The organism is Nocardia carnea (genome assembly GCF_029869215.1).
Taxonomy (GTDB): domain Bacteria; phylum Actinomycetota; class Actinomycetes; order Mycobacteriales; family Mycobacteriaceae; genus Nocardia; species Nocardia carnea_B.
Genome location: NZ_JARWPM010000449.1, coordinates 16980 through 43405 on the forward strand (window position 1 = coordinate 16980; position 26426 = coordinate 43405).

Annotated in this window: 29 protein-coding genes; 16 read left to right on the forward strand and 13 right to left on the reverse strand. The window is 66.6% G+C overall.

The window, feature by feature from the left end; translation table 11 throughout:
• Positions 1-139 precede the first annotated feature (139 nt).
• Genes QH276_RS34200 through QH276_RS34210 form a run of 3 tightly spaced genes read right to left on the reverse strand, consistent with a single transcriptional unit; the run spans position 140 to position 2126 of the window.
• Positions 140-1087, reverse strand: coding sequence for a M56 family metallopeptidase (locus tag QH276_RS34200; protein WP_163844467.1), 948 nt, complete (start codon positions 1085-1087; stop codon positions 140-142).
• Positions 1084-1443, reverse strand: a complete 360-nt coding sequence (locus tag QH276_RS34205) for a BlaI/MecI/CopY family transcriptional regulator (RefSeq protein ID WP_163844469.1) — start codon at positions 1441-1443, stop codon at positions 1084-1086. Before QH276_RS34205 ends, QH276_RS34200 begins: the two co-directional genes overlap by 4 nt.
• A gap of 38 nt (positions 1444-1481) precedes the next feature.
• The gene (locus QH276_RS34210) at positions 1482-2126 is read right to left on the reverse strand and encodes a M23 family metallopeptidase (protein ID WP_280199030.1); all 645 of its coding nucleotides are present in this window, start codon (positions 2124-2126) and stop codon (positions 1482-1484) included.
• Positions 2127-2610: 484 nt separating this feature from the next.
• Between QH276_RS34210 and QH276_RS34215 the strand changes: the two genes are divergently transcribed.
• Positions 2611-3543, forward strand: coding sequence for a cation diffusion facilitator family transporter (locus QH276_RS34215; RefSeq protein ID WP_375154810.1), 933 nt, complete (start codon positions 2611-2613; stop codon positions 3541-3543).
• Between the two features lie 32 nt (positions 3544-3575).
• Here the strand turns inward: QH276_RS34215 and QH276_RS34220 are convergent, their stop codons facing one another.
• The 3 genes from QH276_RS34220 to QH276_RS34230 all read right to left on the reverse strand — a co-directional run bounded on the left by QH276_RS34220 (position 3576) and on the right by QH276_RS34230 (position 6106).
• Positions 3576-4580: a cytochrome c oxidase assembly protein gene (locus QH276_RS34220; RefSeq protein ID WP_163844472.1), complete on the reverse strand. Its 1005-nt coding sequence runs from the start codon at positions 4578-4580 to the stop codon at positions 3576-3578.
• Positions 4581-4641: 61 nt separating this feature from the next.
• Positions 4642-5340, reverse strand: coding sequence for a DUF305 domain-containing protein (locus tag QH276_RS34225; RefSeq protein ID WP_280399473.1), 699 nt, complete (start codon positions 5338-5340; stop codon positions 4642-4644).
• Positions 5330-6106 carry a DUF3105 domain-containing protein gene (locus tag QH276_RS34230; RefSeq protein WP_163844474.1) on the reverse strand — a complete coding sequence of 259 codons (777 nt, stop codon included), beginning with the start codon at positions 6104-6106 and terminating at the stop codon, positions 5330-5332. Before QH276_RS34230 ends, QH276_RS34225 begins: the two co-directional genes overlap by 11 nt.
• 174 nt (positions 6107-6280) lie before the next feature.
• Between QH276_RS34230 and QH276_RS34235 the strand changes: the two genes are divergently transcribed.
• The 6 genes from QH276_RS34235 to QH276_RS34260 all read left to right on the forward strand — a co-directional run bounded on the left by QH276_RS34235 (position 6281) and on the right by QH276_RS34260 (position 12736).
• A complete protein-coding gene (locus QH276_RS34235; protein WP_163844476.1) occupies positions 6281-6823 on the forward strand; it encodes a copper resistance CopC family protein in 543 nt (180 codons plus the stop codon).
• A gap of 738 nt (positions 6824-7561) precedes the next feature.
• Complete coding sequence (locus QH276_RS34240; protein WP_163844666.1) at positions 7562-8884, forward strand: aminotransferase class V-fold PLP-dependent enzyme; 1323 nt, start codon at positions 7562-7564, stop codon at positions 8882-8884.
• A 462-nt stretch (positions 8885-9346) separates the two neighbouring features.
• Positions 9347-9745 carry a hypothetical protein gene (locus QH276_RS34245; protein WP_163844478.1) on the forward strand — a complete coding sequence of 133 codons (399 nt, stop codon included), beginning with the start codon at positions 9347-9349 and terminating at the stop codon, positions 9743-9745.
• Positions 9746-9862: 117 nt separating this feature from the next.
• Positions 9863-10978: a PLP-dependent cysteine synthase family protein gene (locus QH276_RS34250; protein WP_256666652.1), complete on the forward strand. Its 1116-nt coding sequence runs from the start codon at positions 9863-9865 to the stop codon at positions 10976-10978.
• Positions 10975-12228 (forward strand): MFS transporter, encoded by a 1254-nt coding sequence (locus tag QH276_RS34255; RefSeq protein ID WP_163844482.1) that lies wholly within the window; start codon positions 10975-10977, stop codon positions 12226-12228. Before QH276_RS34250 ends, QH276_RS34255 begins: the two co-directional genes overlap by 4 nt.
• A gap of 283 nt (positions 12229-12511) precedes the next feature.
• Positions 12512-12736: a hypothetical protein gene (locus QH276_RS34260; protein WP_163844484.1), complete on the forward strand. Its 225-nt coding sequence runs from the start codon at positions 12512-12514 to the stop codon at positions 12734-12736.
• Positions 12737-12844: 108 nt separating this feature from the next.
• On the opposite strand, the gene QH276_RS34265 is transcribed toward QH276_RS34260, so the two are convergent.
• A complete protein-coding gene (locus QH276_RS34265) occupies positions 12845-13537 on the reverse strand; it encodes an O-methyltransferase (RefSeq protein ID WP_163844486.1) in 693 nt (230 codons plus the stop codon).
• A gap of 177 nt (positions 13538-13714) precedes the next feature.
• Between QH276_RS34265 and QH276_RS34270 the strand changes: the two genes are divergently transcribed.
• Positions 13715-14389 (forward strand): TetR/AcrR family transcriptional regulator, encoded by a 675-nt coding sequence (locus QH276_RS34270; protein ID WP_280407027.1) that lies wholly within the window; start codon positions 13715-13717, stop codon positions 14387-14389.
• A gap of 146 nt (positions 14390-14535) precedes the next feature.
• On the opposite strand, the gene QH276_RS34275 is transcribed toward QH276_RS34270, so the two are convergent.
• Positions 14536-15171 carry a class I SAM-dependent methyltransferase gene (locus QH276_RS34275; RefSeq protein WP_163844488.1) on the reverse strand — a complete coding sequence of 212 codons (636 nt, stop codon included), beginning with the start codon at positions 15169-15171 and terminating at the stop codon, positions 14536-14538.
• Positions 15172-15613: 442 nt separating this feature from the next.
• On the opposite strand from QH276_RS34275, the gene QH276_RS34280 reads away from it, so the two are divergent.
• The 4 genes from QH276_RS34280 to QH276_RS34295 all read left to right on the forward strand — a co-directional run bounded on the left by QH276_RS34280 (position 15614) and on the right by QH276_RS34295 (position 18823).
• On the forward strand, positions 15614-17770 hold the full coding sequence (locus tag QH276_RS34280; RefSeq protein WP_163844490.1) for an MMPL family transporter: 2157 nt from the start codon (positions 15614-15616) through the stop codon (positions 17768-17770).
• 64 nt (positions 17771-17834) lie between these two features.
• The gene (locus QH276_RS34285) at positions 17835-18101 is read left to right on the forward strand and encodes a metal-sensitive transcriptional regulator (protein ID WP_163844670.1); all 267 of its coding nucleotides are present in this window, start codon (positions 17835-17837) and stop codon (positions 18099-18101) included.
• 45 nt (positions 18102-18146) lie between these two features.
• Positions 18147-18389, forward strand: a complete 243-nt coding sequence (locus QH276_RS34290; RefSeq protein ID WP_163844492.1) for a YgaP family membrane protein — start codon at positions 18147-18149, stop codon at positions 18387-18389.
• 29 nt (positions 18390-18418) lie between these two features.
• Positions 18419-18823 carry a DUF302 domain-containing protein gene (locus tag QH276_RS34295; RefSeq protein WP_163844494.1) on the forward strand — a complete coding sequence of 135 codons (405 nt, stop codon included), beginning with the start codon at positions 18419-18421 and terminating at the stop codon, positions 18821-18823.
• 28 nt (positions 18824-18851) lie between these two features.
• Here the strand turns inward: QH276_RS34295 and QH276_RS34300 are convergent, their stop codons facing one another.
• From QH276_RS34300 to QH276_RS34320, 5 genes are all read right to left on the reverse strand, one after another.
• Positions 18852-19658, reverse strand: a complete 807-nt coding sequence (locus tag QH276_RS34300; RefSeq protein ID WP_163844496.1) for a cytochrome c biogenesis CcdA family protein — start codon at positions 19656-19658, stop codon at positions 18852-18854.
• Complete coding sequence (locus tag QH276_RS34305) at positions 19655-20209, reverse strand: TlpA disulfide reductase family protein (protein ID WP_432278160.1); 555 nt, start codon at positions 20207-20209, stop codon at positions 19655-19657. Before QH276_RS34305 ends, QH276_RS34300 begins: the two co-directional genes overlap by 4 nt.
• 95 nt (positions 20210-20304) lie before the next feature.
• Positions 20305-20964 (reverse strand): TlpA family protein disulfide reductase, encoded by a 660-nt coding sequence (locus tag QH276_RS34310; protein ID WP_280396637.1) that lies wholly within the window; start codon positions 20962-20964, stop codon positions 20305-20307.
• A 226-nt stretch (positions 20965-21190) separates the two neighbouring features.
• A complete protein-coding gene (locus tag QH276_RS34315; RefSeq protein WP_163844500.1) occupies positions 21191-21868 on the reverse strand; it encodes a DsbA family protein in 678 nt (225 codons plus the stop codon).
• A gap of 148 nt (positions 21869-22016) precedes the next feature.
• Positions 22017-22631 carry a methyltransferase family protein gene (locus tag QH276_RS34320; RefSeq protein WP_163844502.1) on the reverse strand — a complete coding sequence of 205 codons (615 nt, stop codon included), beginning with the start codon at positions 22629-22631 and terminating at the stop codon, positions 22017-22019.
• Positions 22632-22758: 127 nt separating this feature from the next.
• Between QH276_RS34320 and QH276_RS34325 the strand changes: the two genes are divergently transcribed.
• From QH276_RS34325 to QH276_RS34340, 4 genes are all read left to right on the forward strand, one after another.
• Positions 22759-23154 (forward strand): ArsR/SmtB family transcription factor, encoded by a 396-nt coding sequence (locus QH276_RS34325; RefSeq protein WP_163844504.1) that lies wholly within the window; start codon positions 22759-22761, stop codon positions 23152-23154.
• A complete protein-coding gene (locus QH276_RS34330) occupies positions 23151-25118 on the forward strand; it encodes a heavy metal translocating P-type ATPase (RefSeq protein WP_163844505.1) in 1968 nt (655 codons plus the stop codon). The genes QH276_RS34325 and QH276_RS34330 overlap by 4 nt, the downstream gene beginning before the upstream one ends.
• On the forward strand, positions 25115-25879 hold the full coding sequence (locus QH276_RS34335; protein ID WP_163844507.1) for an AraC family transcriptional regulator: 765 nt from the start codon (positions 25115-25117) through the stop codon (positions 25877-25879). Before QH276_RS34330 ends, QH276_RS34335 begins: the two co-directional genes overlap by 4 nt.
• A 43-nt stretch (positions 25880-25922) precedes the next feature.
• Positions 25923-26426: sterol desaturase family protein (locus QH276_RS34340; protein WP_432278814.1), on the forward strand; the 504-nt coding region annotated here is incomplete at its 3' end.

Sequence of the window (26426 nt, forward strand, 5' to 3'; positions counted from 1 at the left end):
CACGGGATCACTCTCCCGCGACTTCGGGCTCGCGCCTCCGCCGCGATTCCGACTACCGACGTGCCCTACTACGCCGACAGCGGTCAACCGCCCTGCACCGTGACAACGAACGCCATACCACCAGCCGCTCTACATCGACTCACGACAGCAGCAGGCAGGCTCCCACCGAGGAGAGCGTGACAAATGCGAGTGAAGCCAGCGCGGGGACCGTGACGACAGTGATTGCTGCCGACAAGCAGGCAAACCTCGGGAACCGGCGGGGTACATCGAAGGCCAGGCTCTCCAGGCGCACTGCCGTGTCGTCGCCTGCCCGCAGGCTCCATTCCGGTGCCAGCGGTGTTCCGGCGGAAGTGACCGCCGCCAGCGCCGAGCGCACCACCGCGGGGCTCGTCGCCCGAGCGGCGTGGTGATCGGCGAGCAGCTCGAGAAGGGTCCGGACCGCGCGGGGCGCACGACGGAAGAGAGGCACAAACGGCAGAGCCGTCGCCAGCACGTCGCAGAACGCCGCGATTCGATGGTGATGCCCGCGCAGGTGGGCTCGTTCGTGTGCCAGAACGGCGTCGCGTTCACGATGTGTCAGCATCGATGAGAGCCCGTCGGTGGCGACGACGAAACCCGGGCGGCCGCCGACCGCGTAGGCCAGGGGCACCGCGTGGTCGAGCCACATGACGTCGCTTTCACTACGGCGACGAGCGACGACCGACAATGTGTCGCGGTGTCGTTGCTGCACCCGCTGCCGGACAGCGCGGTGTCGCCGTGAGAACACCACGGCTCGCGCGGTCAACGCCATTGCCGCACACGTAGTGACGATCGTCATCACATCCGAAACCCACGGCCGAGTGGTGTGGTGAAATGCCGACAGACATCGCAGCACCGCGTCGACAGCGGCCTCGGCCGGGGGATGCTCCGGTCCCAGCAACATCAGGACGGCCGAACCGGTGAACAACAGCACCGCGCCGATACTGGTCAACCAGGCCACCAGCACGACCGCCGGTCGCGTCACCGCCAGGCGCGTCGATTCGAGCACCCGTGGCATGACGGTGGCGATCAGCGCGGCGGCGACCAGCAACAAGAGTGCGAGACTCACCGGCGACGGCCCTTGCGAAGCCCTTTGCGCAATGCCTGCTCCTCGTGCTCGGTGACCGTACCCGCGAAGTGCAGCAGGACCGCGGCGGGATCGTTGCTGCCGTCGAGCAGCTCACGCAGGGCCAGCGAAGTCGCCTCCGCGCGGCTGTTGCGCGGGGAGTAATAATAGGCCCGGCTCCGTTTTTCCCGGGTCACCCACCCCTTCTCATACAGGTGGGTAACGACGGTCAATATGGTCGTGTACGCGAGTTGCTTACGCCTCGCGAGCACCTCGACCAGGTCGTGGACCGACATCGCATCCGGGGCGTCCCAGAGGATCTCCATCACTTCGGCCTCGAGACCGCCGAGCCCGTACATGACCTTCCCTTTCTGCGACCCAATGTCCACAGCGATGATTACATATCGACACCGCGGGCACGCAGCCATGCCAGCGGGTCGGACTGACCTCCGTCCGGGTTCCACACCTCGTAATGGAGATGCGGGCCTGTCGACTGGCCACGGTTGCCCACCGTGGCGATTGTCTCTCCGGCGCGTACGCGCTGTCCGGCACCGACGAATATCTCGTTCATATGCCCGTACACACCGATCGTGCCATCGTCCTGCTGTACCCGGATCCAGAGGCCGAACCCCTGAGCGGGCCCCGCCTCGAGCACGGTGCCGTCGGTGACGGCGACGATCGGCGTACCGATGGCATTGGCGATATCCAGACCATTGTGATTAGTGCCCCACCGGGGCCCGAAACTCGAGGTCAGCGTGCCACTCACCGGGGCCAGCGTCCGCGGACGACGCGCTTCGGCCTCGCGTTCGGCTTGCTTGATGAGACGGTCGCGCGCCCGCGCCAGCTGATCCGCCCACTCGGCCATCCGCGGCGCCGCGGGCATCTCGAGCAGCAGCGCAGCTCCGCCCCCATTGTCGGCCGATGCCACATCGTCATCGCCGTCCACTATGCGATTGTGACCGTGGTTCTTACCGGACCCGGCATGCGCGGTCGACGTTCCGCCGGCCAGGATCGCACCGGCCGCCACCGACGCGAGCACCACCTGAACCGTGGAACGCGAGGGCGCGCGGTGACGGCTCGCCCGATTCCTTCCGGATCGCGGAGGGTGTTGCTTTCCGGCGTTGCCCGACTGGATGTCGCGTGCCTTTCCCCAGCGCTCCACAGCAGAGGCGGTACGCGGCACAGGCTGGGTCGTGTCGAGTTCGGTTCCCGCTCGGCAGCGATGCCCCCGTTCGTCCGAGATCACCGGCCACCATGCTTGCCCGGCCGGGCGTGCCTCCGCCGCAGGCAATTGCAGGCGAGATACCGGGACCGGCAACTCGGTTTTGCGATGTCGCGCCAATCGAGTTCCTTCGTGCGTGGGCGGTAACCGGACAACAACGAAAATATTACTATGCAGCATAGTTTTATGCGCCGACGTCCACACGGCAAGCCAAGAGGAACATGCAGGACGGGACATCTTGACCGTACTCATCGTATATATGCGCATGTTACTATGTGACAATCTCGAAGCCTGAGGAGGCAACCTGATGAGCGGGCACGACCACACTCACACCGCACCGGCCCCTGGAACCAGCGCATCCGCGCGATATATCCCGCGGCTGGCCATCGCGGCCGGTCTGGGAGCGGTAACGCTCGTGACCCAGGTGACAGTGGGGCTGTCGACTTCCTCGCTGGCCCTACTGTCGGATTCGGCGCATGTTTTCACCGACGTGTTCGGGATCGTCATGGCGTTGGCTGCGGTGCTGATCGCCCTTCGAGCAGCCTCTCGCCCCGACCGCACCTTCGGGTTGCACCGCGGTGAGGTGTTCGCGGCCCTACTGAACTCACTGCTGCTGTTCGGAGTCGCCGGATGGGTTCTCTACGAAGCGGTTTCGCGACTCGCCGCGCCTCCCGAGGTGCCGGGGTGGCCGGTCACGATCGTTGCCGTGATCGGGCTGGCCATGAATGTCGCCGCCTTCCTGGCCCTGCGGTCCGGCGCCGAGGAGAGCCTCAACGTGCGCGGCGCCTACCTCGAGGTGATGGCCGATATGCTCGGCTCGTTCGGGGTCCTGATCAGCGGCCTGCTCACCGTGCTTTTCGGGTGGCGCTACGCCGACCCCCTGATCGGCGTCGGCATCGCCTTGTTCGTTCTTCCACGCGCGTTCACTCTGGGTAGGCGTGCGGTACGGATCCTGCTCCAGCATGCCCCCTCCGGGCTCGACGTACCCGCCGCCGTCAACGCACTCACCGAACTGCCCGGAGTCCATGAAGTGCACGATTTCCACGCCTGGACATTGACCAGCGGTATGGAAGTTGCCTCTGTACACCTGACCGTCGACACCGACGCCGATACCGCCGCGGTCCTCGCCGCATCTCGCGAAGTCTTCGAAAACCGGTTCGGGCTGTCCCACGTCACCGTCCAGATCGAGCCGGAGCGGGGAGCAGGTCGCTGCACCGGCGAGAACCCGGCCTGGTGAAGCCAGCAGCCGCGGCCGAGATCCACACCAGCTCACAGATTTTCGGCGCCGACGGGCGAGTGCCCCCGGCCGGTGACATCGGCGGTGCTGCCAGGTACCGGGAGACCGTGTAAACCCCGAAGGTATGCGTTGTAGGCGCTCAACTCGTCGGTACCGTCGGGCCCCGCGGGTGGATACCGCTCGGCCAGTGCATTCTCCCGCAGCTCGTCGGTGTACCAACGTCTCGCGAAGAGGAGCACGATGACCAGCGCAATGGGTTCGCCGTAGGACCACGCCAGAGCACCGGCCGTCTGCTGGTCGTCCATCGGGTCCACGCCCCATTCCGGTGGCGGTGCCGCGAACAGTTCGACCATGGGCGAGGTGGCCATCATGAGAATGACGCCGATGAAGACGTGCAGGGGCATCTCGACGAAGATGTCGAAGAAGCGGCCCAGGTTGGTCTGCCGCATGGGCAAGGGCCCGGTTGAAAGCACCGGGACGATGAACAGCAAGCCCGTCGCCAGGAAGAACAATTGCAGGCCGAGGTGGCCGAGTGGACTTGTGCCCAGCCAGTCCAGCAGCGGAGTCAAATACAGCCCGTAGTAACTGAACAGGAAAAGCGGCACGGTGCACCCCGGGTGCAGTAGCACACGGGTCGCCCGGCTACGGAGCCCGGCGAGAGCGACCCCCAGCACTGACCGGCCCCAGCCGCGGTGGGGGGTGGCACGCAGCAGAAGCACACCGGGGCAGCCGAGGACCCACAGTGGTGGGATCAGCATGGACAAGGTCAGGTGCTGGATCATCCAGGCACTGAACAATCGATGGCCGTACCCGTCGATTGCCAGCCCGGTGACCGCGATGAGCACCAGGCATCCACACACGAAGCTGACGGTCCGCCACCACGGCCATCGACGCCCCGCGCTACGTACCCGGTAAACCCCCGCCAGGTACAACGCGATGAGCCCCGTGCCCAGAATCGGCAGGACAGGGACGGAGTCCGGGTCCCACGCCAGGTACGACAGCCATGACGGCGGTGCTGCGGGAAGATTCAGACCCATAGAAGATGATCACCGAGCATCGAGGTCGTTGGGCATGAACCGGCGCCGACCGATACGGCGCTCATCGGTGTGGCTGCTCGAGCGGCAGGGGCCCCAGATCGCGCATCGCGAGCAGTTGCCGGATCGAGTCCGACTCCGCGGTCTGCGTCTGGCCGATTCGGTCGGCGAACTCCGCCACCAACGCCGTCTCGGCGTTCACCCGCGCATAGTCGGCCATCGGCAGCCCACCTTCATGGTGGCGCAGCAGCAACCGCAGATACAGAGCGTCGAAGTCCGAGCCCGAGGTTTGGCGCAATGTGCGCAGCTCGTCCGGCGTAGCCATGCCGGGCATGGCCGATCCGTTCTGCCCCGGCATGGAGTGGCCGGCACCGGATCCCTGGTCCATCCATTGCATCGGCGCTTCGGCGTTGACCGCCGGCCGGTTCCACCACCGGAGCCAGCCCTGCATGGTGCCGATCTGGCTCTGCTGACTCGTGGCCACGTCGTAGGCCAGCGTGCGAACCTCCGGTGTCACCGAGCGAGCCAGAGCTATCCCCGACATCTCCACGGCTTGTGCATGGTGCGCCGACATATCCTGCGCGAAACCCACATCCACCCGGCCGGGTTCGGGCACAGCCTGTTCCGACTGGTTCGTCAGCCGCCCGATCAGCACACCCGACAGGAGTGCGATGAGGACGGCGAGCACGACCAGCGTGGTAGAGCCCCCCAGCCCGCGACGGACCGTCGGCGCTGCCGCGTTCTCCGGATTCTCAGTTGCCACCGTTGCCACCCTGCGGCTCGTCCCCGGCCTGCCCCACCGGAACGGCGTCGGGACCCGGCGGCTCCGTTTCGGCCGGTGGCGGCTGATCGGGATCGAAACCTCCGGGAATCGTCGAGCAGCTGGCACCGGGCTCGGGGTGGGTATTCGGGTTCTGCCGTAGCGCGCTGACGAACCGGTCGATCCGCTCGTCGGCAACCGAATCGACTGTGAGTTGCCTGCCCCAGGACTGCACCACCACGGGCGCGGACAGCGCGGGATGCGGCGACATCATCATGTACTGCTCCCCTTCGACCTTGCTGCTCAGCTCCTCGATATCTCCGGCGGACAACCGTTGTGGCGAGTAGGTGATCCACACAGCTCCGTGCTCGAGGGAATGGACGGCGTTCTCCGGCCGTAGCGGCTGGGAGTACACGACACCGGTGCAGGTTGCCCAGTACTGATCGTGCGGCCCGCCGAGTGGCGGCGTGATCTCATAGGCCACGCGCTGCGGGCTCTGTACATGTTTGGCCGGCGGGTAGTCCACACGCAGGACACCATCGATGTTCACCGATGGGTCCGGGTTCTCCGCATCGGGGAGGAAGCGGGCACGCTCCGCACTACGTTGATAGTCGGGAACGAGGTCGATCGCCAGTACGGCGATCAGCGCGAGGACTACGGCACTGCCCGCTATCGACAGCCAGGGGAACTGCCGTGACCTGCCGAGTCCGCGAACCGCGCCGGGTCTGGTTTTCCCGCGGCTCGGTGGTGCGTCCCTACGTCGGGGCATCGGCCCTCCTGGAAGTCATCGCTACGAAACAGCCACGCGAAATACTACGCTACATAGTTTTAAAGCGGTCCACTGAATGGTCACCCAAAGCATCGTGACGCCCCACAATAAAAACTATTACGCATAGTAATAGGGTGGTGCCCGGCCGAGCCCGAACCGGGAAGGATCGATGTTGTGAGACGTATTCTGCATTTCGTCATGCTGCTGACGGCGGCAGCGCTGTTGATGAGCCCAGGGGTTGCCACCGCGCACAGCTCCCTGGTGAGCTCCTCCCCCGCCGAGGGGGAATCGCTGACCGCCGCACCCGCCGAGGTCGAGCTGGTGTTCGATCAAGTCATCAATTCGTCGTTCCTGACCGTGGCGATCAGCGACCAGTCCGGTCGGCGGTTCGACGACGGCGCCCCGACAGCCGACGGAGAGCGGGTGCGCACGGGAATCGAGGGAACCTTGCCTCCGGGCTCCTACACCGCGGCCTACCGGGTGATCTCCGCTGATGGTCACCCCATCACAGGCTCGTATTCGTTCACGGTGACCGGCACGGCCGCTACGGCGGCCCCAGCAACTCCCGCACCGGCACCGTCGGCGGCAGCCGAGCAGCCGGAACCGGCGGACACCGGTGGGCCCTCCGCCGCCCTACTCGGCACGATCGTCGTGTTCGGCATTCTGGGCGTTGCCGGCTCGACCTGGATACTCCTCCGCTCACGGAAGAAGAGCTGACCGAGGCCATCCGGCCAGGCACCCAGTTGTGTCCATTTCGGCCACGTATCAGTTACCCCTGCCAGCACAGAATCGGTACTACTGGCGCACAACCGAAAAGGCTTCTAGGGTAGACAGATCGGGTGATTCGGGACACCACCCGCCCACGTGAGGGCGTCTCCGGTTCTTCACCGTCAGATGCACTCACCGGCATCCTCGGCACGCCGTTCCCACCCCCGGGGACAGTCCTTCGAAGGCTTCCGCACATCCAGCTACTGTGCCCACATGTCCCCCGATCGGGTTCCGCGACAAGGAATTACCGGATCGCTTACCAAGCGCGGCAACCTGTCACCCACAGTTGGAGAGCGCCGCCGGACCGGCGACACCCAAGGTCGATCAAAGCGAGCAAGTCAGCGAACGATAACCATTAGAAGCGGATCGCATACCGAGGCGCGGCCGTCGCGTATCCAGGCGGCGGTGGTACGAACCCTTGCGACCCCGAGTCGGCGGATCGCGCCGCGATCAATCGAACGACTCACCATCGGTTCACCGAAATTGCATCCGCGGCAACAGCTGTGGATACTCATGCCGACAATCGCCGAGCCACGTTCGTCACAGAGTCACTGCAGCCCGGTCAAGACCAAGCGCCCCAAGCTTCCGATACGAATCGCGGAGCCCGCCGGGCAATCACCTCTCCGGTGCGACCACCACCCGAACGCTTCCGGCACGACGCCGACAGAGATCGAAAGGGGTTTCGCCATGACCGCCTCACGGCGCGGGCTGCTCACCGGCGCCGGCATCGGCCTGCTGGCATCGAGTCTTCTGCGCGCGGATCGCCCTCGGGACGCCTCACCCGATGTGGCTCCTGTCGCAGCCCCCGCGGGCATCGCGCCCGAGGAGCTGGCGCGCGATGAGCAGTTCTGGGCCCGGGTCGCGGGCCAGTTCCCGAAGACCCCGGACATCGTCAACCTGGAAAACGGCTATTACGGCATCATGTCGACTCCCGTGCGGCAGGCGTATCTCACCAATATGGATCGGCTCAACGAATCCAACTCCTACCTGCTGAGAACTACCTACAAGCCCGAGCTGGAGGATATTCGGCGGCAACTCGCAGACACAGTCGGCGCGAAAGTCGACGAGATCGCCCTGACCCGCGGGGGAACCGAGGCCCTGCAGAGTCTCATCACCGGGTACAACAAGCTTCGGCCCGGCGACGCGGTGATGTATGCCGACCTGGACTACCACAGCTGCCAATACGCGGTCGATTCCCTTCGCGACCGACGCGGGGTAGAGGTCGTCGAGATCACCATTCCCGAACCGGCCACACACCGAGTCGTCCTGGACACCTACGCTCGTGCGCTCAGCGAGCACCGTCGGGTGAAACTGCTGCTGCTCAGCCATATGAACAACCGCACCGGTCTGGTCGTCCCGGTGCGGGAGATCGTCGCGATGGCCGCGCAGCGCGGGGTGGATGTGATCGTCGACGCTGCGCATTCTTGGGGGCAGCTCGATTTCTCCATTGCCGATCTGGGTGCCGACTTCGTCGGTTTTTCGTTGCACAAGTGGATCAACGCCCCGCTCGGCACCGGTTTTCTCTACATCCGCAATGAGCGCCTCGGCGATACCGATATCGCGTTCGGCGACCGGACCTATCCTCCCGACGATATTCGCGCGCGGGTGCACTCCGGCACCTTGGACTCAGCAGCGTTTCTGACTATAAATACCGCCCTGGAATGCCATACCGCACTCGGCGCGGCAGCGAAACAAGCGCGCCTGCAGTACCTGCGCGACTACTGGGTGCGGCGAGTGCGGCACCTCGGCAACCTGGAAATATTGACGCCCGACGATCCCACGATGCACGGCGCGATCACGTCGTTTCGAATCCGGGGCCGCACGTCGCAGGCCGACAACGAGGCCATCGTCGCTCATCTGCTCGACGAACACGGCATCTTCACAGTTCGGCGCGGCGGGGTAGCGCGCGGCGATTGTGTGCGTGTCACCCCGGCGCAGTTCACATCGGCCGACCACGTGGATCGGCTCGCCGCCGCGCTTCCGGAAGTCGCAGACAGGTTCGGCGTCTGATGGCAACGCCGAAACACCTTTTGCCCATTTCGATTCGGCAATATCATGATCACTTCACCGCTACACGTCTCGCATTACGGGCACGTGACTGAGAAGTTTCTGAGAATGGCCATACAAGGTGATCACGGACACAGATTGGAGGCGCGTGGGCGCCTATGGTTCTCCCGTGCTCGACACCCGCACCGGTTCACCCGGCACATCTTGTGCGCTGCGGGCCCCGGAAAAATCGAAGGCCCGCTTCATTCCGGCTTTCACGGCGTTCCGCACACCAAACGAGGTACGCGGCAAGCGATTGCCGCATCACGTCACCAAGCGGAACCGGGCGGAACGACCCGGGTGGGCCACTTCTCTCAGGCAACCAGCGACACGCCCAGCCCGCAGATCAACCTCCGCCGCGGCGGTACATCTCCGGACAGAACAGCACCCCACGCGATAGCAATGAGTCACCAATTGGAGGTTCCGGTGGGCGATCGGCAGCGCTCGCACCACCGCCTTGCCATGACGTGGGTGATGGCGATCCTGGTTCTGGTGTTCTCGCTCGCGGGTTGCGACAGCGAGCGCGACCATCTTCACCAGACGACCACGTCGTCCTCCGGCGTCGAGGCCTTCGGCGCCGCTGAGGCGGAGTTCTGCACTCCAGCCGGTACCCCCGAAGAGCAACCGCACGCCCGTCACATGTCCGCCGACGAGTTCGTGGCCGGCGGATCCGATACACCGAAAGCTCGCATCGCACCCGGCCAAAGCGTGCAAGCGGTGGTCGCGAGCCCCCTCCCACCGTCAGCATTTTCTTTCTCCACCGGCCCGCCGACGTCTTCGGGTGGCCGTGACACCTTGACCCGTTTCTGTATCTCCAGACGCTGACAGGCCAGCGCCAGGCCGACGGTCCACAGGGCCGCGCGGTCGGTGTCCGCTGCCCGAAATACGTCTGGCGCCGCCACGGCGCTCATACAGAAAGCGACACACATGGACGATGTCGTCATGTCCCGGTCTCTCGCGGATATCACCGAACCCTGGGGCGAGGCGCTACGCTGTGCCCGTTCTCCCCACGAATTGATCGGTAACACCCCGGTGCAGTGGATCGGGCCCCCCTTGGCGCCACCCGACCGGGGTTTCTGGGCGAAACTCGAAGGCGCCAACCCGGGCGGTATGAAGGACCGGCCCGCTCTCCATATGGTGCGGCAAGCCGAGATACGCGGCGATCTGGCGCCCGGAGCGCGCATCATCGAATCCACCAGCGGAACCCTGGGCCTCGGCTTGGCCCTGGCAGGGATCGTCACCGGGCATCCGACCACGGTGGTGACCGATCCAGGACTCGAACCGATCGTCTCCCGAATGCTGGCCGCCTACGGGGCGCAGGTCGAGCTGGTGACCGAACCTCATCCGGCCGGCGGCTGGCAGCAGGCACGCCGGGAACGGGTCGAGGAATTGCTGGCGGCCGAACCCGGCTCATGGTGCCCGGACCAGTACACCAACCCCGACAACGTCGCCGGTTACGAATCGCTCGCCTTGGAGCTGATCAATCAGGTGGGTGGAGTCGACGTGCTGGTCTGCGCGGTCGGCACGGGCGGGCACTCCGCCGGAGTGGCCCGAGTACTACGACGGTTCCAGCCGGAGATGAAGCTCATCGGTGTAGACACCGTAGGCTCCACCATCTTCGGCCAGCCGGCCCAACCTCGCCTGATGCGGGGTCTGGGCTCGAGCATCTACCCGGCCAACGTCGACTACGGCGCCTTCGACGAGGTGCACTGGGTCGGGCCGGCCGACGCGGTCTGGGCCTGCCGCGCCCTGGCCTCGACCCACTACGCCAGCGGTGGCTGGAGCGTGGGCGCGGCGGCGCTGGTGGCCGGATGGGTAGCGCGTATGCACGAGCCGGGCACAAGGATCGCCGCGGTGTTCCCCGATGGTCCGCACCGCTATTTCGACACGGTCTACAACGACGCCTACTGCGCCGAGCACGGCCTGCTCGATGCCGAACCCCCGCTGGATCCGGAGACCATCGAGCATCCCGAGCAACGGGTGGTGCGGACCTGGACGCGCTGCACCACGGTGATCGACCCGCGCACCCTCACGACCTACTCGGAGGCGGCACGGTGACGCTTCTGGCGAAATTCCGCAGCTTCGACCTGCCGGCGCGACTGCTGATGATCAACCAATTCGGCATCAACCTCGGCTTCTACATGCTCATGCCGTATCTGGCCGGGTATCTGGCCGGTCCGCTCGGCCTTGCCGCATGGGCCGTGGGCCTGGTGCTGGGCGTCCGCAACTTCTCTCAGCAGGGCATGTTCCTCATCGGCGGCACCCTCGCCGACCGGCTGGGTTACAAACCGCTCATCGTCGCCGGATGCCTATTGCGCACCGGTGGCTTCGCGCTGCTCGTCTTCGCGACTTCACTACCAGCCTTGCTGATCGCGTCGGCCGCGACCGGTTTCGCGGGCGCCTTGTTCAATCCGGCTGTCCGGGCCTACCTGGCCGCCGATACCGGAGAGCGCCGCGTGGAAGCCTTCGCGGTGTTCAACGTGTTCTACCAGGCCGGAATACTGGCAGGTCCCCTGGTGGGTCTGGCGCTGATGGCCCTGGACTTTCAAACCACGGCCGGTGTTGCGGCGGTGGTCTTCGCCGCGCTGACCGTAGCGCAACTGTGTGCGCTGCCTACCCGGCGTGCCCCGGAGGCTGCGGAGAAGACCTCGGTGCTCCACGACTGGCGGACCGTTGCCGGCAATCGCCGCTTCGCGTGGTTCTCCGTCGCGATGATCGGGTCTTACGTGTTGTCGTTCCAGACCTACTTGGCGCTGCCGCTGCAGGCCGAGGCCATCGCAGGCACCCACGCCCAGGTATTGGTTTCCGCGGTGTTCGTGGTGTCCGCGATTGTGGCAATCGCCGGCCAGTTGCGCATCACCACGTTCTTCGCCGGACGATTCGGAACCGGGCGCGCCCTGGTGATCGGCATGTGCATCCTCGCGGTCGCGTTCATACCACTGGCCATCGCGCCAGGTGTCGGCACTTTCGGCGTCGTTGCTGCCTACACGGCGCTGCTGATCTCGGCGGCTCTGCTCGCCGTCGGCACGGCCACGGTGTTCCCGTTCGAAATGGACACTGTCGTATCGCTGGCCGGGAACCGGCTCGTAGCCACCCATTACGGTTTCTACAACACCATCGTCGGTGTCGGCATCCTGCTCGGCAACCTGGCGACCGGAGCCGTTCTGGGAGCGGCGCGGGAAGCCGGTGCCGAAATCCTCGTCTGGGTCGGTCTCGCCGCCATCGGCGCGATCTCCGCACTGGCTCTGCATCACCTCGACCGGTCGCGCCCCACCAAACCTGCCCAACCGGAGCCGGCGCCGGCCTGACCGATCGGCTCCTTCTCACCCCGTGACCTGGCGCGGAGAGCGATCACCCCGCTGCGCCGCATACAAGGCCGAGACCGGCCGCTACACGCAATTTTCATCCGCCGAACGGCCCGGGACACGCCCGGCGGATTCCCCAATCGATCCCGTTCCACAACAGCAGCAAAGGAATCCTGTGAGAATCTTCGCCCCATTGACCGCAATCACCGCTCCCCTCGGCTGTCTCCTGCTGACAAGCGCACCGGCGTCGGCGGTGTCGGTAACGCCTTCCGACAGCACGGTTACCGTGAAGCTGACACACACCGAAGCCGCGGCGATCACCGCTATGAACCTCGGCCCCGTTCTGGGCACGCTGCCGCCCAGCTTCACGCCGCAGGCCAAACAGCGTCTCGCCGAGAACATCTCCCAGTTCGCCGAGCGAGCGGCGCGAACCCCCGGCTCGACTCTCACGGTGGTGATCGATCAACCGGTGATCAGCACTCCTGGCGTCAGCGTCTCGGTGACCAGCTGACCGAGCAACCACTGGGTCCTGCTCGACAACATGAGGTCCACCTCCGAAAGCCGAGCACACCCGACGTCCGTGACCAGGCGCCCACTCGCTGGGCGCCTGGTCCGGTGTTCACCCTTTGACCACCATCTCCAAACCCCCTCGAAACGGCAAGGTTTGAGTGACCAGGCCATTTGCGGGGTCATCGATGTAGTCGAAGACATCGCGGTAGATCTCGGGCCGGTTTTCGGTGTTGTCGATCAACACCACCCCGCCGCGGCGCAGCTTCGGGACGACCACCTCGAGCGCGGGCCGGGCCACGCCCGGCCAGATGTCGATCAACACAAGGTCGACAGGTGTGTCCAGATCTCGTAGGGACACTCGAACATCGCCCTCGCGCAAATCGATATAGGAGTCGAGTCCCGCGGCGATGAAGTGATCGCGCGCGGCGGCAGCCTTGGCCGGTTCGTGCTCGGTGCCGACCACCACACCGGTTCCACCGTCGGCTTCGACCACCAGGCGGACGGCCTGGGCAAGATAGAGCGTCGACACACCGTAGGAAGTACCGACCTCGACAACCCGCCGGGCGCGCATCGCCAGGCACAACCGATGGCACAGCAGTGCCTTGTCGTGTTCCAAGGCAACGAGTTTGTCGGAGAGAAATTCATCGGCGGCGGTGTCGAGGTCAGCGAGGTCGGTGGCGACGCCGCGGTCTGCCCGGTCGGCGAAGTAGCCGGTGATCGCCGGAACCTGGGCTGCGCTGCGCTGTTGCAGATCGGCGACCAAACGGTCGAGGTCATGATTTTGCAGCGGTGTAGCGGTCATCGGGGTGCCCCTTTCGGGCATGAGTTCTCGCATCGGAGAAGTGGAACAGCAGATTCTCGGCCAACCGAGTGTGCTGGACCGGAGCCATTGAAGTCAATGCACCATGAACGTCAACTATGTTCTAGTGTGTCGAGAATGCCCCAGCCACTGCCCCCGGGCCGTCGACGCCGCAGCCCCGTGACACGTGGCGGCCGGGCGACGCTCACCGCCGATTCGATCGCCGCCACCATGCTCGAACTGGCGGGACGCCGCGGGTTCGGGTCGGTGACGATGCACGATCTCGCCGCAGAGCTGGGCGTTACCGTTCGCGCCCTGTACCGGCACGTACAGGACCGCGAGGAGGTCGTCGACCGGGCAGTCGAGCTGTGGTTATCGCACTGGCCGGTCCCCCGGCTCGACCCCGGCGACTGGCGCGCCGGACTACGCAACTACTGCCGCGAGCTGCGCGACACGGCGCGGCGCCACCCCCGCGCATTACTGGTTTCACTCGACGAACGCGTGGGTGAGGCGCGCATACCTGCCCAGCGCCTCACCGCCCCGGAACTGTTTTTGGAGTTCCTGGTCGCGATCGGGCTCGATCTGCGAGATGCCCTGTTCGTCCACAGCGACCTTTTGGTGCGCCTCTACGGGTTCGCACTCTTCATCGACTACAGAGCCGATGCCGAAGATCCCGAACACCGCCGGCACCTGGTACCCCAGGCCTGGCTCGACAGCCACCCCGGCCTCGACCTACCGCTGCTACGACGCGCACAGCGCGAGGCATTGCCCGACACAGACGAACTGTTCGAACGCCTCGTCGACGACGTGATCCACACCGTCGCGCGCCTCGCCCGCGAGTCACCCGACAGCTGACCGGATCACCCCTCCTCTCGGCCCGGCCAGGAGGCCAGCGACAGGGGTTCGGTTTCGGTTCGCGACCAGGGCGGCAACTGCCGGATTGCGGCGCCTTCGGCGACCGAGCCGATACCGGGATTCGTCTCCCCGCCTGGGCCCCGGCTCTACTCGGGTTTACGGGCCAGGACACGGAACACGACGCCGCCGCGACCGGTGCGGGCGTAGTGCTCGATGGTGAAGCCTGCGGCGGTGAGGTAGCCGACCGGTTCCCGGGTCAGGTAGTCCGCGGCGAACCGTACCGCCAGCGGCTCCAACATCCGCATCGCCGCCGCGACCGGTCGAGCACGGGCCGGACCGTGCTCGACCGCGACGAAGACACCGCCCGGGCGCAGTACCCGCCACGCCGCCGCTGCGGCGGCGCCCGGATCGGGGATCGTGCAGAACGTGTAGGTCGAGACCACCGAATCTGCCGACTCTGCAGGAAGATCGAGCTGTTGGGCATCACCCTGACGCAACTCCACCGGCACCGCCGCCAACCGGCCGCGCGCGAGATCGAGCATCCGCTCGGACAACTCCACACCGATCACCCGTGTGACACCGGCACCATAGAGCGGCAGGTTCAACCCACTGCCGACACCGATCTCGACCACTTCCCCGCGGGCTTCCCCGATCGCCCATCGGCGGGCATCACCGAGTAGCAGGCGTTCAGACCAGCCGATCTGCCGGTCGTAGCCGGCCGCGAGGCGATCGAAAATCCGCTCCACACGGTCCAGTTCACCGTTGGTTGCGTCACCGGACATGACACAACTCAACCAGCCGGCCGGGACTCACACATCAGGGGAAACCCCGAAATATCGCAGGCCACTCGCATATGCGCGGGTACGCCACCGCATCCATGGGGCAGCAGAGCTTGTGGCCTGCGCCCTCCCCGGGGCGCCGAACTCCTCGGGCCGGGATCAACACAAGACCATCGGCGGGAACTCCGCGACCGCGATCACCAGGCATGCGGCCAGGTGAGCGCATCGCCAACTCCATCACGGTGGGCGACAGCTCCGGGGTAGCCGCGGCGGAATCGAGGTATCGCGGCGAACGGCGGTCTCCGTTCCTCCGGCGTCCGGACCCCTGCTGTGGCGAGAGTCCCATTTCAGTAATACCCCGGGGGGTATATCTTGGACGCCGATGGCAAATACCCCCGGGGGTATTAGGACGCAGAACTGGCGCAGGCCGAGAGGGCAGAAGACCATGACGGAGACGACGACGGACCGGCCGCCGAGTACAGCTGGACCCGGTCGGACGAGTGCGGGGGCGCTCGCGCGGCTGGGGTCCGTGATGGCCGGTCGTGCCCGGGTGGTGTTCGGGGTCTGGCTGGTAGTGCTGGTCACGCTCGGTGCTGCGGCGCCCAGTGTGTTCAGTTCCTTGGCCGGTGCGGGGTGGCAGGCCAACGGTTCGGAATCCGTGCAGGTTCGGGAGCTGGCGCAGCAACATTTCGGCGGCAATTCCTCGGCGGCGGTGCAGGTGGTGGTGCATTCCGATGCCGCACAGCTCTCCGATCCGCGGATGCAGACGGTGCTGGACGAGGTGTCGACGGTATTCGCCGGTGATTCCCGGTTCGGGCAGGTGATCGACCCGCAGCCGGGGATGACGATCAGCCCGGATGGGCATACCGGCATTCTGATCGCGGGGGCGAACGCCTCGGCCGATGACATGGTCCGGGCTGTCGACGAACACAAAGCGGCGCTGACGGCGCTCTCAGGCGAGGGTGTCGAGGTGTATCCGACGGGAGCCTCGGCGCTGTGGAGTGATTTCAACAAGGCCAATCACGACGCGATGATCCAGGCGGAGCTGTTTTCGTGGCCGGTCACGCTACTGATCATGGTGCTGGCGTTCGGTTCACTGGTCGCAGCGGGACTACCGCTGTTGCTGACCGTGGCCGGGTTGGTGGCCTCGGCCGGTGGGCTGGTGCTGCTGAACCAGGTGACCCCGATTTCGGTGTGGGCGATGAACTTCGCGATGATGTTCGCCCTCGCGCTGGGTATCGACTATGCGCTGTTCATGGTGGCCCGATTCCGTGACGCCCTGAGCAAGACCGCCGATGCGCGGCGGGCGGTCGCCGAGACGATGGCCACCGCGGGTAAGGCCGTGGTGCTGTCGGGTCTGACTGTGCTGGTGAGCCTGTCTGCGGTGTTGCTGGTGCCGGCGCCGGCGGTGCGCACGATGGCGGTGGGGATCATGCTCGCGGTTGTGTTCGTTCTGGCGGCGACGCTGACGTTGCTGCCGGCCGCGCTCGGCGCGCTCGGGAAGCGGATCAATGCGGCGGCGTTGCCGTATGCGGCCCGGCAGCAGCACCGGTCGCCGTGTTTCGCCCGGTGGGCGCGGTTGCTGCATGAGCGTCCGTGGCCGTTCGCGATTGCCGGGGCGGGGGTGTTGATCGTGCTGGCGCTGCCGGTTCTCGGGTTGAAGGTCGCGATGCCCTCGATCCAGGTGGTGCCTGAGCAGGCGCCGGTGCGACAGGGCTATGAGCTGGTCCAGCGTCAGCTCGGTGACGGTGCGCCCGGTGCGCTGCAGATCATCACCCCTGCCGATCAGGCCGGCCACACCGCCGAGGCGGCGACGGGTGCGGGCATCGCGATGGTGACGCCCGCCCAGCCCGCCGTCGACGATTCCGGGTGGGTCATGATGCAGGCCCTGCCGGCTATGGATCCCTCCGATGAGCGCATGGGCCCAGTTCTGGACGGGTTGCGGGAACGGTTGCCCGACCAAGCCCTGGTCGGGGGCGCACCCGCGGAGAACCTGGATCTGCAGCAGGCCCTGAACGACTACCTGCCGATCGTGGTCTCGGTGATTCTGGTTCTGGGGTTCGTGTTGCTGCTGGTGGCGCTGCAGGCCCCGCTGATCGCCGCGCTGGGGACCCTGGTCAGCCTCGGCTCCACCGCCGCGGCGTTCGGGGTGGCGAAGCTGATCTTCCAGGACGGCCACGGCGCCGGGTTACTCGGCTTCACTCCGCAAGGGTTCCTCGACGGGTGGGGTCCGGTGTTCTTCTTCGCCATGATCTTCGCTATCGCGATGGACTACACCGTGTTCCTGCTGGCCAGCGCCAAAGAACAGTACGAACGCACCGGTGATGCCGCGACCGCGGCGGTGGAGGGGCTGGCCCATTCCGGGCGGGTCATCTTCGCGGCGGCGGCGGTGATGGTCGCGGTGTTCTTCACCTTCGCCCTCGCCGAACCGCTGCCCCCGAAGGAAATGGGCATCATCCTCGGCGTCGCGGTCCTGCTGGACGCCCTGATCGTGCGGCTGGTCCTGCTACCGGTCATCCTGCGGCTCACCGGCCGTGCCGCCTGGTGGTCGCCGGCCTGGCTGCGCCGGGTCCTGCCGCGGGTCAGTTTCGCCCATCACTGACAGGCCGATATATATACCCCGGGGGGTATTGTGGGTTATTCGGATGGCTATGAAGGAGGACGCCGTGATCGGCGACGAAGACAGCATCACCCAGGTACTCAACCGGCTGCGCCGGGCCCACGGGCAGCTCGCCGGAGTGATCACCATGATCGAGCAGGGACGCGACTGCAAAGACGTAGTCACCCAACTCGCGGCCGTCTCACGCGCCCTGGACCGAGCCGGGTTCAAAATCCTGGCCACAGGACTGCGCGAATGCCTCGATGAAACGAAAGAATCCGGCGACCCGTTGACCGTGGCCGAACTGGAAAAACTGTTCCTCGCCCTCGCCTGACCCCGGGGAACCATCTCGCGAGGACGGATCCGAGAAAGGAAGATCATGCCGAGCTCACCGCTGACCAGTAGAGGCTGGACCATTGCCCGGCTGGTACCGCTGCTGGCCGGGACACTGGTCCTGGCCGGGACCGCTGCAGCCGCGACGATATCGGCGTGGTGGCTGATCGTACCGGCACTCGTCGGCGCCAACCTGCTGCTCTACAGCGCGGTGGGCTGGTGCCCGGCCACGCTACTCATGCGCCGCACGGGCATCACCTCCGGAATCTGCCCACCCGGCCACGCCTGACATCTCGAGCAAGGAAGGTGCTTCACGTCATGGAAATCGCCCTGTCGACCACATTGCACACCGACTTCGACGACGCCGTGGACGCGGTCCGGGAAGCCCTGGCCGGACAAGGATTCGGCATCCTCACCGACATCGATATGGCAGCCACGTTGAAGGCCAAACTCGGCCACGACATGGAGAACTACCGAATCCTCGGCGCCTGCAACCCACCCCTGGCCCACCAGGCGGTCGACATCAACCGCCAGATCGGGCTGCTGCTGCCCTGCAACGTCGTCGTGCGCCGCGACCCCCACGACACGGATCTGATCCACGTCGAAGCCATGAACCCCGACCTCATGGTCGGAGTCACCAGCGACCCGCAGCTCCGCCCGGTCGCCGCGGACGCCACCGCCCGCTTACGAGCAGCACTCGAAACACTTGACCAGCGGGCCTGATCCTCGCGGAGGCGACGGCCGGGGCGGGTCATATCGGGAGTACCACCGCGGTGACGAATTCATTGCGCAACCAGCCGATGAACAGTGCCCACACGCCGCTCACCAGGGCTGCGCCCACCAGGACGAGCATGACGCCGCCGGCGATCTGGATCGTGCGGGCGTGCCGGCGCAACCAACCGATTCCCCGCAAAGCTTTCGCAGAGCCGAAACCGAGAACGATGAACGGTAATCCGAGCCCGAGGCAGTAGGCGATGATCAGCACCACGCCCCGCGCGGCAGTCGTACCTTCGGTTCCGGCAGCGACCGAAAGCACTCCGGCGAGGGTAGGTCCCAGACACGGGGTCCAGCCCAACCCGAATACTCCGCCGAGCAGCGGCGCGCCCGCGAGCGAAGGAATGCGTAGCGGGGCGAGGCGGGTGTCTTTCTGCATTGCCGGGATGAATCCGACGAACACCAGCCCCATCACGATTGTGATCACTCCACCGACTCGCTGGAGCAAGTCCTCGTTGAGCCGCAGCACTCCGATAACGCCGAATACCGACGCGGTGGCCAAGACGAAGACCACGGTGAAACCGGCGACGAACAACGCTGCCGCCCCTGCCACCCGCCACCGATCTCCGGAGAAGCGCCGCTCACCTGAGACGGTGTTCGGAGCGGCGCCGGCGCCGGAGACACCAGCGAGATAAGACAGGTAGCCGGGTACCAGGGGCACCACGCACGGCGAGGCGAACGACACCAGACCGGCGAGCATGCAGGCGGCGAGCGCGAGCAATAGCGGCCCGGTTGCGGCGGCGGTCTGGAAACTGGCACCGAGTCCCTGGGCGAGCGCCGTCATTGTTCCGCCGCCACGCGTTCGATCACCGGTTGCAGATCCTCGGCCAGCAGGGCACGCAGGAATACCGCCGCCACCCGATGCTGTCGATCCAGGATCAGGGTGGAGGGGATGACACTGGTGGGATAGGTGCCGCCGAGCGCGATCAGCGTGCGCATCGACGGGTCATAGATCGACGGATAGCCGACCTTGTAGGAGATGACGAAATCCTGCGCTTTCTCACGCTGGGAATCGCGGACATTGATCCCCAGAAACTGCACTCCCAAGCTTTTCGTGGCGGCATATACGCGTTCGAGATCATCGGCCTCGGCACGGCATGGACCGCACCATTGGCCCCACAGGTTGATCACCACCACCTGCCCGGCGTAGTCGGCCACCGACAACATCTTGTCCTCGGACATGAGATCGGGCCCCGATAGGGTCCCGATCTTGCCGCGACTGTCCGGCGGGTCGTAGAAAATGTCGGTCTGCCCACCTGGTGAAACGAACTCGAAGGTGCCGCCACCCGTGGCGACCGAATCCGAACCGGAAGCGCAACCGGTCACAGCGATCACCAGGCATGTACACAACGCGAGCACGGTGACCCATCGGGTTTGCCGAGATCGGGGCGGGGCGGATTGCGAATCGACTCGCTTGCCGTGCTTCCGGCTCATCGGGTTACCTCACTGACCGCGGCACGAACCTGGGCGGAATTGCCGAACACTGCCGGTGTGGTGATGCGCTCGACCGAACCATCCGGCTGGACAAGAAAGCTCAGCGGCAATACCGCGGGCACGGACAACGCCCTGCGTACATCACCGGTATCGACGAACGATGCGTATCCGACACCCAGACCGGTCAACAGCCCGAGAGCAGCGACAGGGTCGTCTTGCACATTGATCCCCACCACACGGACCGAATCGGGCTCGTTCGCATACGCATCGAGCGCAGGGATCTCTTCCCGACATGGCCCGCACCACGACGCCCACAAATTGATCAGGGTCGGCTTCCCGCTCAGTGCGGCTGCCAGATCGACCGATGCCGCCGATCCCAGGCACCGCACCGAGGCGCCACGCAGGGGCGCCTCAGCGGGTGACGACGCAGTGGGAGTAGGGCATGGCTTCAGGCGCTCAGCACCTGCGAGGCCGGCCTCGGGAGCATCCACGAAAGAATCTGTGGCCGCACCCGACGTCACACCCACTTCCAGAGGCCCGGTCCCGGTCGAAGTCAACCGCGGCCAGATCGCCACGATCAGCGCCCCGATCACGACTACAGCAATGACCAACCATCGAGACGCAGACCGCACGAGCACGAGTGATTCCTTCTTCACGGTTGGACAGAAGCAAGACCAATCTACTACACAACGTAGTATTCGACTCCTTGCCGCCCAGTCCCTGTGGTCCACATCGGCCACTGGACTGCCGCGCTACGCCTTCGCTTCACGCCGCATACGTTCAGACCTCGACGCCGTCCGGGCCGAACGCTGACCCACGGAGAAACAACGTCTACCTGCCCCCGCAGTGTGCGGATATAGCCCCGTGCTGCCAGACCCTCGTTCAGCCCAGCGCGCTGTCCAGAGCCTCGGCGAGGTCTTCGTAGCTGTTCGCGGTCACCATTTCGTCGTTGACAAAGAAAGTGGGGGTGCCTTGTACACCCAGGGCGATACCGTCGTTGAAATCGCTGCGCACTCGATCCAAGGTGGCAGGATCGTTGTAGGCGGCGTCATAGGCGGCCAGGTCGAGTCCGAGGTCGGCAGCGAAACCGCGGAAGACCTCATCGGCGGGAACGCGTTGCTCGCCCCATCCGGCCTGCGTCTCGTACATGCGCTGATACATCTGCTCGAAGCGACCCTGCTGGGCGGCAGCTTCCACCGACCGCGCGGCCCGTTCGGCGTTGAAATGCGAGGGGATCGGGAAATAGCGCACCACGAAACTGACGCGGTCACCATACTCTTCGCGCAGTCGCTCGACCAGCGGGTAAGCAGCCCGGCATGCTTCGCATTCGAAGTCGAGGAACTCCACCAGCGTCACCCTGCCGTCGGCGGCGGTGGATAGCCGATGACTGTCCGGGCGCACGGCCGACACCGGCGCGGCACTCGACGACTCACCACTGGACCTCGCGCCCTCGTTGTCGCGGGCAGCGGTCACCAGTACCGCTGCCACCACCACTACGAACACAGCGGCGATCGTCGTCAGAATCCGCAGTTTGCGCCGCGAGCGCACCGGAGAAGTCATAGCGTCACATTCCAGCCAAAGAGGACAAATCGGAGAGCACGCCCACACGGTACCCGCACCGGTTCGACTGCCCAATCGGGTCACTGCAGGGAACGGTTATCGGCCGGCTGGGCAACAAGCCTCCCAGCGAAGGATTGGCAGCCGGTCGCTACCGGATCGGCCGCTCGCGTCCCACGCCGGGCACGAACCGGCCCACCCGGGCCGCGTAGGCGTTGTAGGCGGGGCCGTGGACCTGCTGCAGGTAGGGTTCCTCGACGGCGCGGACCTGCGCCTGCACACCTGCCAGCAGCAGCGCGTAGCCGGTGACCGCGACCGGGTTGGGCACCATCAGTGCCAGACCGGCGAAGGTGGCGAGCATGGCGGTGAAGATCGGGTTGCGCACGTAGGCGAACACCCCGGTGGTGACCAGGCGGGTGCGTTCGGTGTCGTCGACGCCGATGCGCCAGGAGGCGCCCATGGCCAGCTGCGCGGCGAAGGTCGCCGCCACCCCCGCCACGGCCACGACCGCACCGGTGACGGTGACGGCGGGTCGGTCGGCGAGCGGGACCGGTGCCAGCCCGGACAGGTCGGCCAGCGGTGCCGCCAGCCCGGTGATCAGGCCACCGGTGACGAATCCCCAGTGCGCCCACCACTGCACCGATCCGGGCGCCGGACGGAACTGCCGGATACCGGTGTCGCCGGTGCGGCGGCGCTGGATCAGCACCCGCGCACCTCCGGCCACCAGCGCGAACACCGCGAACACGAGGAGTGCGGCGATCGCCATCACCGCTCACCCCGCCCGCTCACGCCGGCCCACGCGGCTCCTTTGTGACCACCCGCCATCGGTATCGCCTTCTCTCGATGTGATCGCCAAAGCACGATTGATTCTGAATTCACGCTATCATCGTCTTATGGCGATGAGTAGTGGTGATGGATGCCTGGCCGGTGCGCAAGGCCTGGATCCGGCGGTGGCGTTGTTCCACAGCCTCTCCGACGGGACGCGGTTGGCGATCGTGCATCGGCTGGCAGCCGGTGAGGCGCGGGTCGCGGACCTGATGGCAGGGCTCGGGCTGGCGCAGTCGACGGTGTCGGCGCATGTGGCGTGCCTGCGCGACTGCGGGCTGGTCGTCGGGCGCCCGCAGGGTCGTCAGGTGTTCTACAGCCTGGCCCGACCCGAGCTGATGGACCTGCTGGCCTCCGCAGAGACCTTGCTGGCCGCGACCGGGAACGCGGTGGCATTGTGCCCGAATTACGGTACCGATTCCGCCGCAACTTCGGCGACAGAAAACGTGGAGGTGCGGGGATGAGCGACGCGTGCGGCTGCGGCCACGACGAACCGACCGGCGAGAACGATGAGGCCGAGGAGCGGGAGCCGGAAAAGCTCTGGGAGGTCACCGAGCTGCGCGCGGCCGCGGTGGCCGGGCTGTTGCTGGTCGCGGCGCTGATCGTCGGCTGGACCGGCGGCCCGCGCCCGGTGGAGCTGGGTCTGGAGATCGCAGCGCTGCTGGCCGGTGCCTATACCTTCGTGCCCTCGACCTTGAAACGGCTGGCGAAGGGCAAGATCGGCGTCGGGACGCTGATGACGATCGCCGCGATCGGCGCGGTGATCCTCGGCGAGGTCGGCGAAGCCGCGATGCTGGCGTTCCTGTTCTCCATCAGCGAGGGCCTCGAGGAGTACGCGGTCGCGCGCACTCGCCGCGGCCTGCGCGCCCTGCTGAACCTGGTCCCCGACCGCGCCACCGTGCTGCGCGACGATACCGAAACCGTCGTCGCCCCGGCGGAGTTGCGGGTCGGAGACCGGATGCTGGTGCGCCCCGGCGAACGGGTCGCCACCGACGGTGTGATCACCGAAGGGCGTAGCGCGCTGGATGTTTCGGCGATCACCGGGGAATCGGTGCCGGTCGAAGCCGGCCCCGGCGCAGAGGTGTTCGCCGGGTCGATCAACGGCACCGGCGCCCTGCACGTGGAGGTCACCACCACTGCCGAGGACAACTCCCTGGCCCGGATCGTGCGGATCGTGGAAGCCGAACAGGCCCGCAAGGGCGAAGCCCAGCGCCTGGCCGACAAGATCGCCAAACCCCTGGTCCCCGGGATCATGGTGGCCGCCGCCGCGATCGCGGTGATCGGTACGCTGCTGGGTGATCCGGTGGTCTGGATCGAACGCGCGCTGGTGATGCTGGTCGCGGCCTCGCCGTGTGCGCTGGCGATCTCGGTGCCGGTCACCGTCGTCGCCGCGATCGGCGCGGCGAGCAAGCTGGGTGTGCTGGTCAAGGGCGGCGCCGCCCTGGAAGCGATGGGCAAGGTCCGCCAGGTCGCGCTCGACAAGACCGGCACCCTGACCGCCAACAACCCCACCGTCGTCGAAATCGCCACCGTCGACGGTGCCGATCGAGACCGCGTGCTGGCGGTCGCGGCCGCGCTGGAATCGCGCAGCGAGCACCCCCTCGCCCGCGCGATCCTCGCCGCCGCCGACACCGTCACCCCCGCCACCGACGTCGAAGCCGTCACCGGCGCAGGGCTGACCGGCCGGGTCGACGGACGCCCGGCGCGGCTGGGCCGCCCCGGCTGGATCGAGGCCGCGGCGCTGGCCACCGACGTGGAACGCATGCAGCGCGCCGGTGCGACCGCGGTCCTGATCGAGGACAACGGCACCGTAATCGGGGCGATCGCCGTCCGCGATGAGTTGCGACCGGAGGCCCGCGAGGTCATCGCCCGCCTGCACGCCGGCGGAGCCAAGGTGTCGATGCTGACCGGCGACAACACCCGCACCGCCGAAGCCCTGGCCACCGAAGCGGGAATCGATACCGTGCACGCCGACCTGCGCCCCGAGGACAAGGCCCGCATCGTCACCGAACTGCGCAAACAGCGATTCACCGCGATGGTCGGCGACGGCGTCAACGACGCACCCGCCCTGGCCACCGCCGATCTCGGGATCGCGATGGGCGCGATGGGCACCGACGTGGCCATCGAAACCGCCGACGTCGCATTGATGGGCGAAGACCTGCGCCACCTGCCCCGCGCACTCGACCATGCGCGCCGCGCCCGGTTGATCATGCTGCAGAACGTCGGGCTATCCCTGGTATTGATCACAGTGCTGATCCCGCTGGCGCTGTTCGGGGTCCTCGGCTTGGCGGCGGTGGTGCTGGTGCACGAGCTCGCCGAGATCGTCGTCATCGCCAACGGTGTCCGCGCCGGCCGCACCAAACCCCTCGACCCAGCCCCACCCGCGGCGACCAAACCCGCGCCCGCGCTGGCCGGTTCACCGTCATGACCGCCGTCGCCGCGCCACCGACCACCCCTGGGGCGGTGGCGCGGTGGCGCGGCGGGGTGGCGTTCACCCCGGGATTGATGGCATTCACCGGCCGCATCGGGGACGCGACCGCGCACGCGCATGCGGCGGTCCAAATGTTGTTCGTCGCTCACGGGGCGCTTACCCTCACCGATGCGACCGGGCACACCACGGCGGCGCAGGCGGCGATCATCCCGCCAGGCGTCAGCCATAAGGTGAACGCCGAGCCAGGCACCACCGGGTTCGTGGCGTTTCTCGATCCCGACAGCGCCCCTGCGCACGCGGCGGTGTCACGCTTAGTTGGTCTGCCTACCGCTCAGGCCGACAGCTGGGTTGCGGCCGCCCGCCCGCGCCCATCGGTGCCGCCGGTCGCCCCGGCGCGGCAGCGGACGCATCCGGTCGTCGCCGACGCGCTGCGGGCCGCGGCAGAGTGGCCGGGCGGCCCACCCACGCTGGGCGAACTCGCCGCCCGGGTGGGCATCTCGGGCAGCCGCCTATCACATGTGTTCGCCGCGGAGGTCGGGTTGCCTTATGCGGCGTGGCGACGCTGGACACGGCTGCGTCAGGCGTTCGGTGTCGTGCGCGCTGGCGGTTCGCTGACCGAGGCCGCGCACACCGCCGGGTTCGCCGACAGTGCACACCTCACCCGCACCTGCCGCGCGTTGATCGGTATCACTCCCACTGAGGCACTCATTGCCACCGGCTGGCGGCCAGAACCTGCGGGCCGCACGGAAGTCGGCTGATTTCTTCAAGCCCACACCACTGCGCGGACGCGAGGCTGAATCCATGTCCACGCTCGCCCGACCACTCATCCGCTACGGCTACGCACCGTTCATGCTGCTCGGCATCAACGGCGCCGGCATCGCCCTGGCCGCCACCGGCGCCAACAAAGCCTGGCTGATCGTCCTGCTCGCCGTCGCAGTCGCGGTGTCGTTCACCGCCGAACGACTCCTGCCGTATCAAGACTCCTGGAACACCTCCCACGGCGACACCGGCCGCGACACCGTCCACACCTTCGTCAACGAAACCCTCATCCTCGCCAGCATCGCCGCCATCCCCGCCTTGGCCGCGCTCATCCCCGGAAACGGGATCTGGCCGCACGGCTGGCCATTCCTGGTGCAGGTGTCGCTCGCGGTTCTGGTCGCCGACCTCGGGATCACCCTGGCCCACTACGCCAGCCACAAGATCGGGATCCTGTGGCGGTTCCACGCCGTGCACCACAGCGTCACCCGCTTCTACGGGCTCAACGGCCTGATGAAACACCCACTGCACCAAACCATCGAAATGACC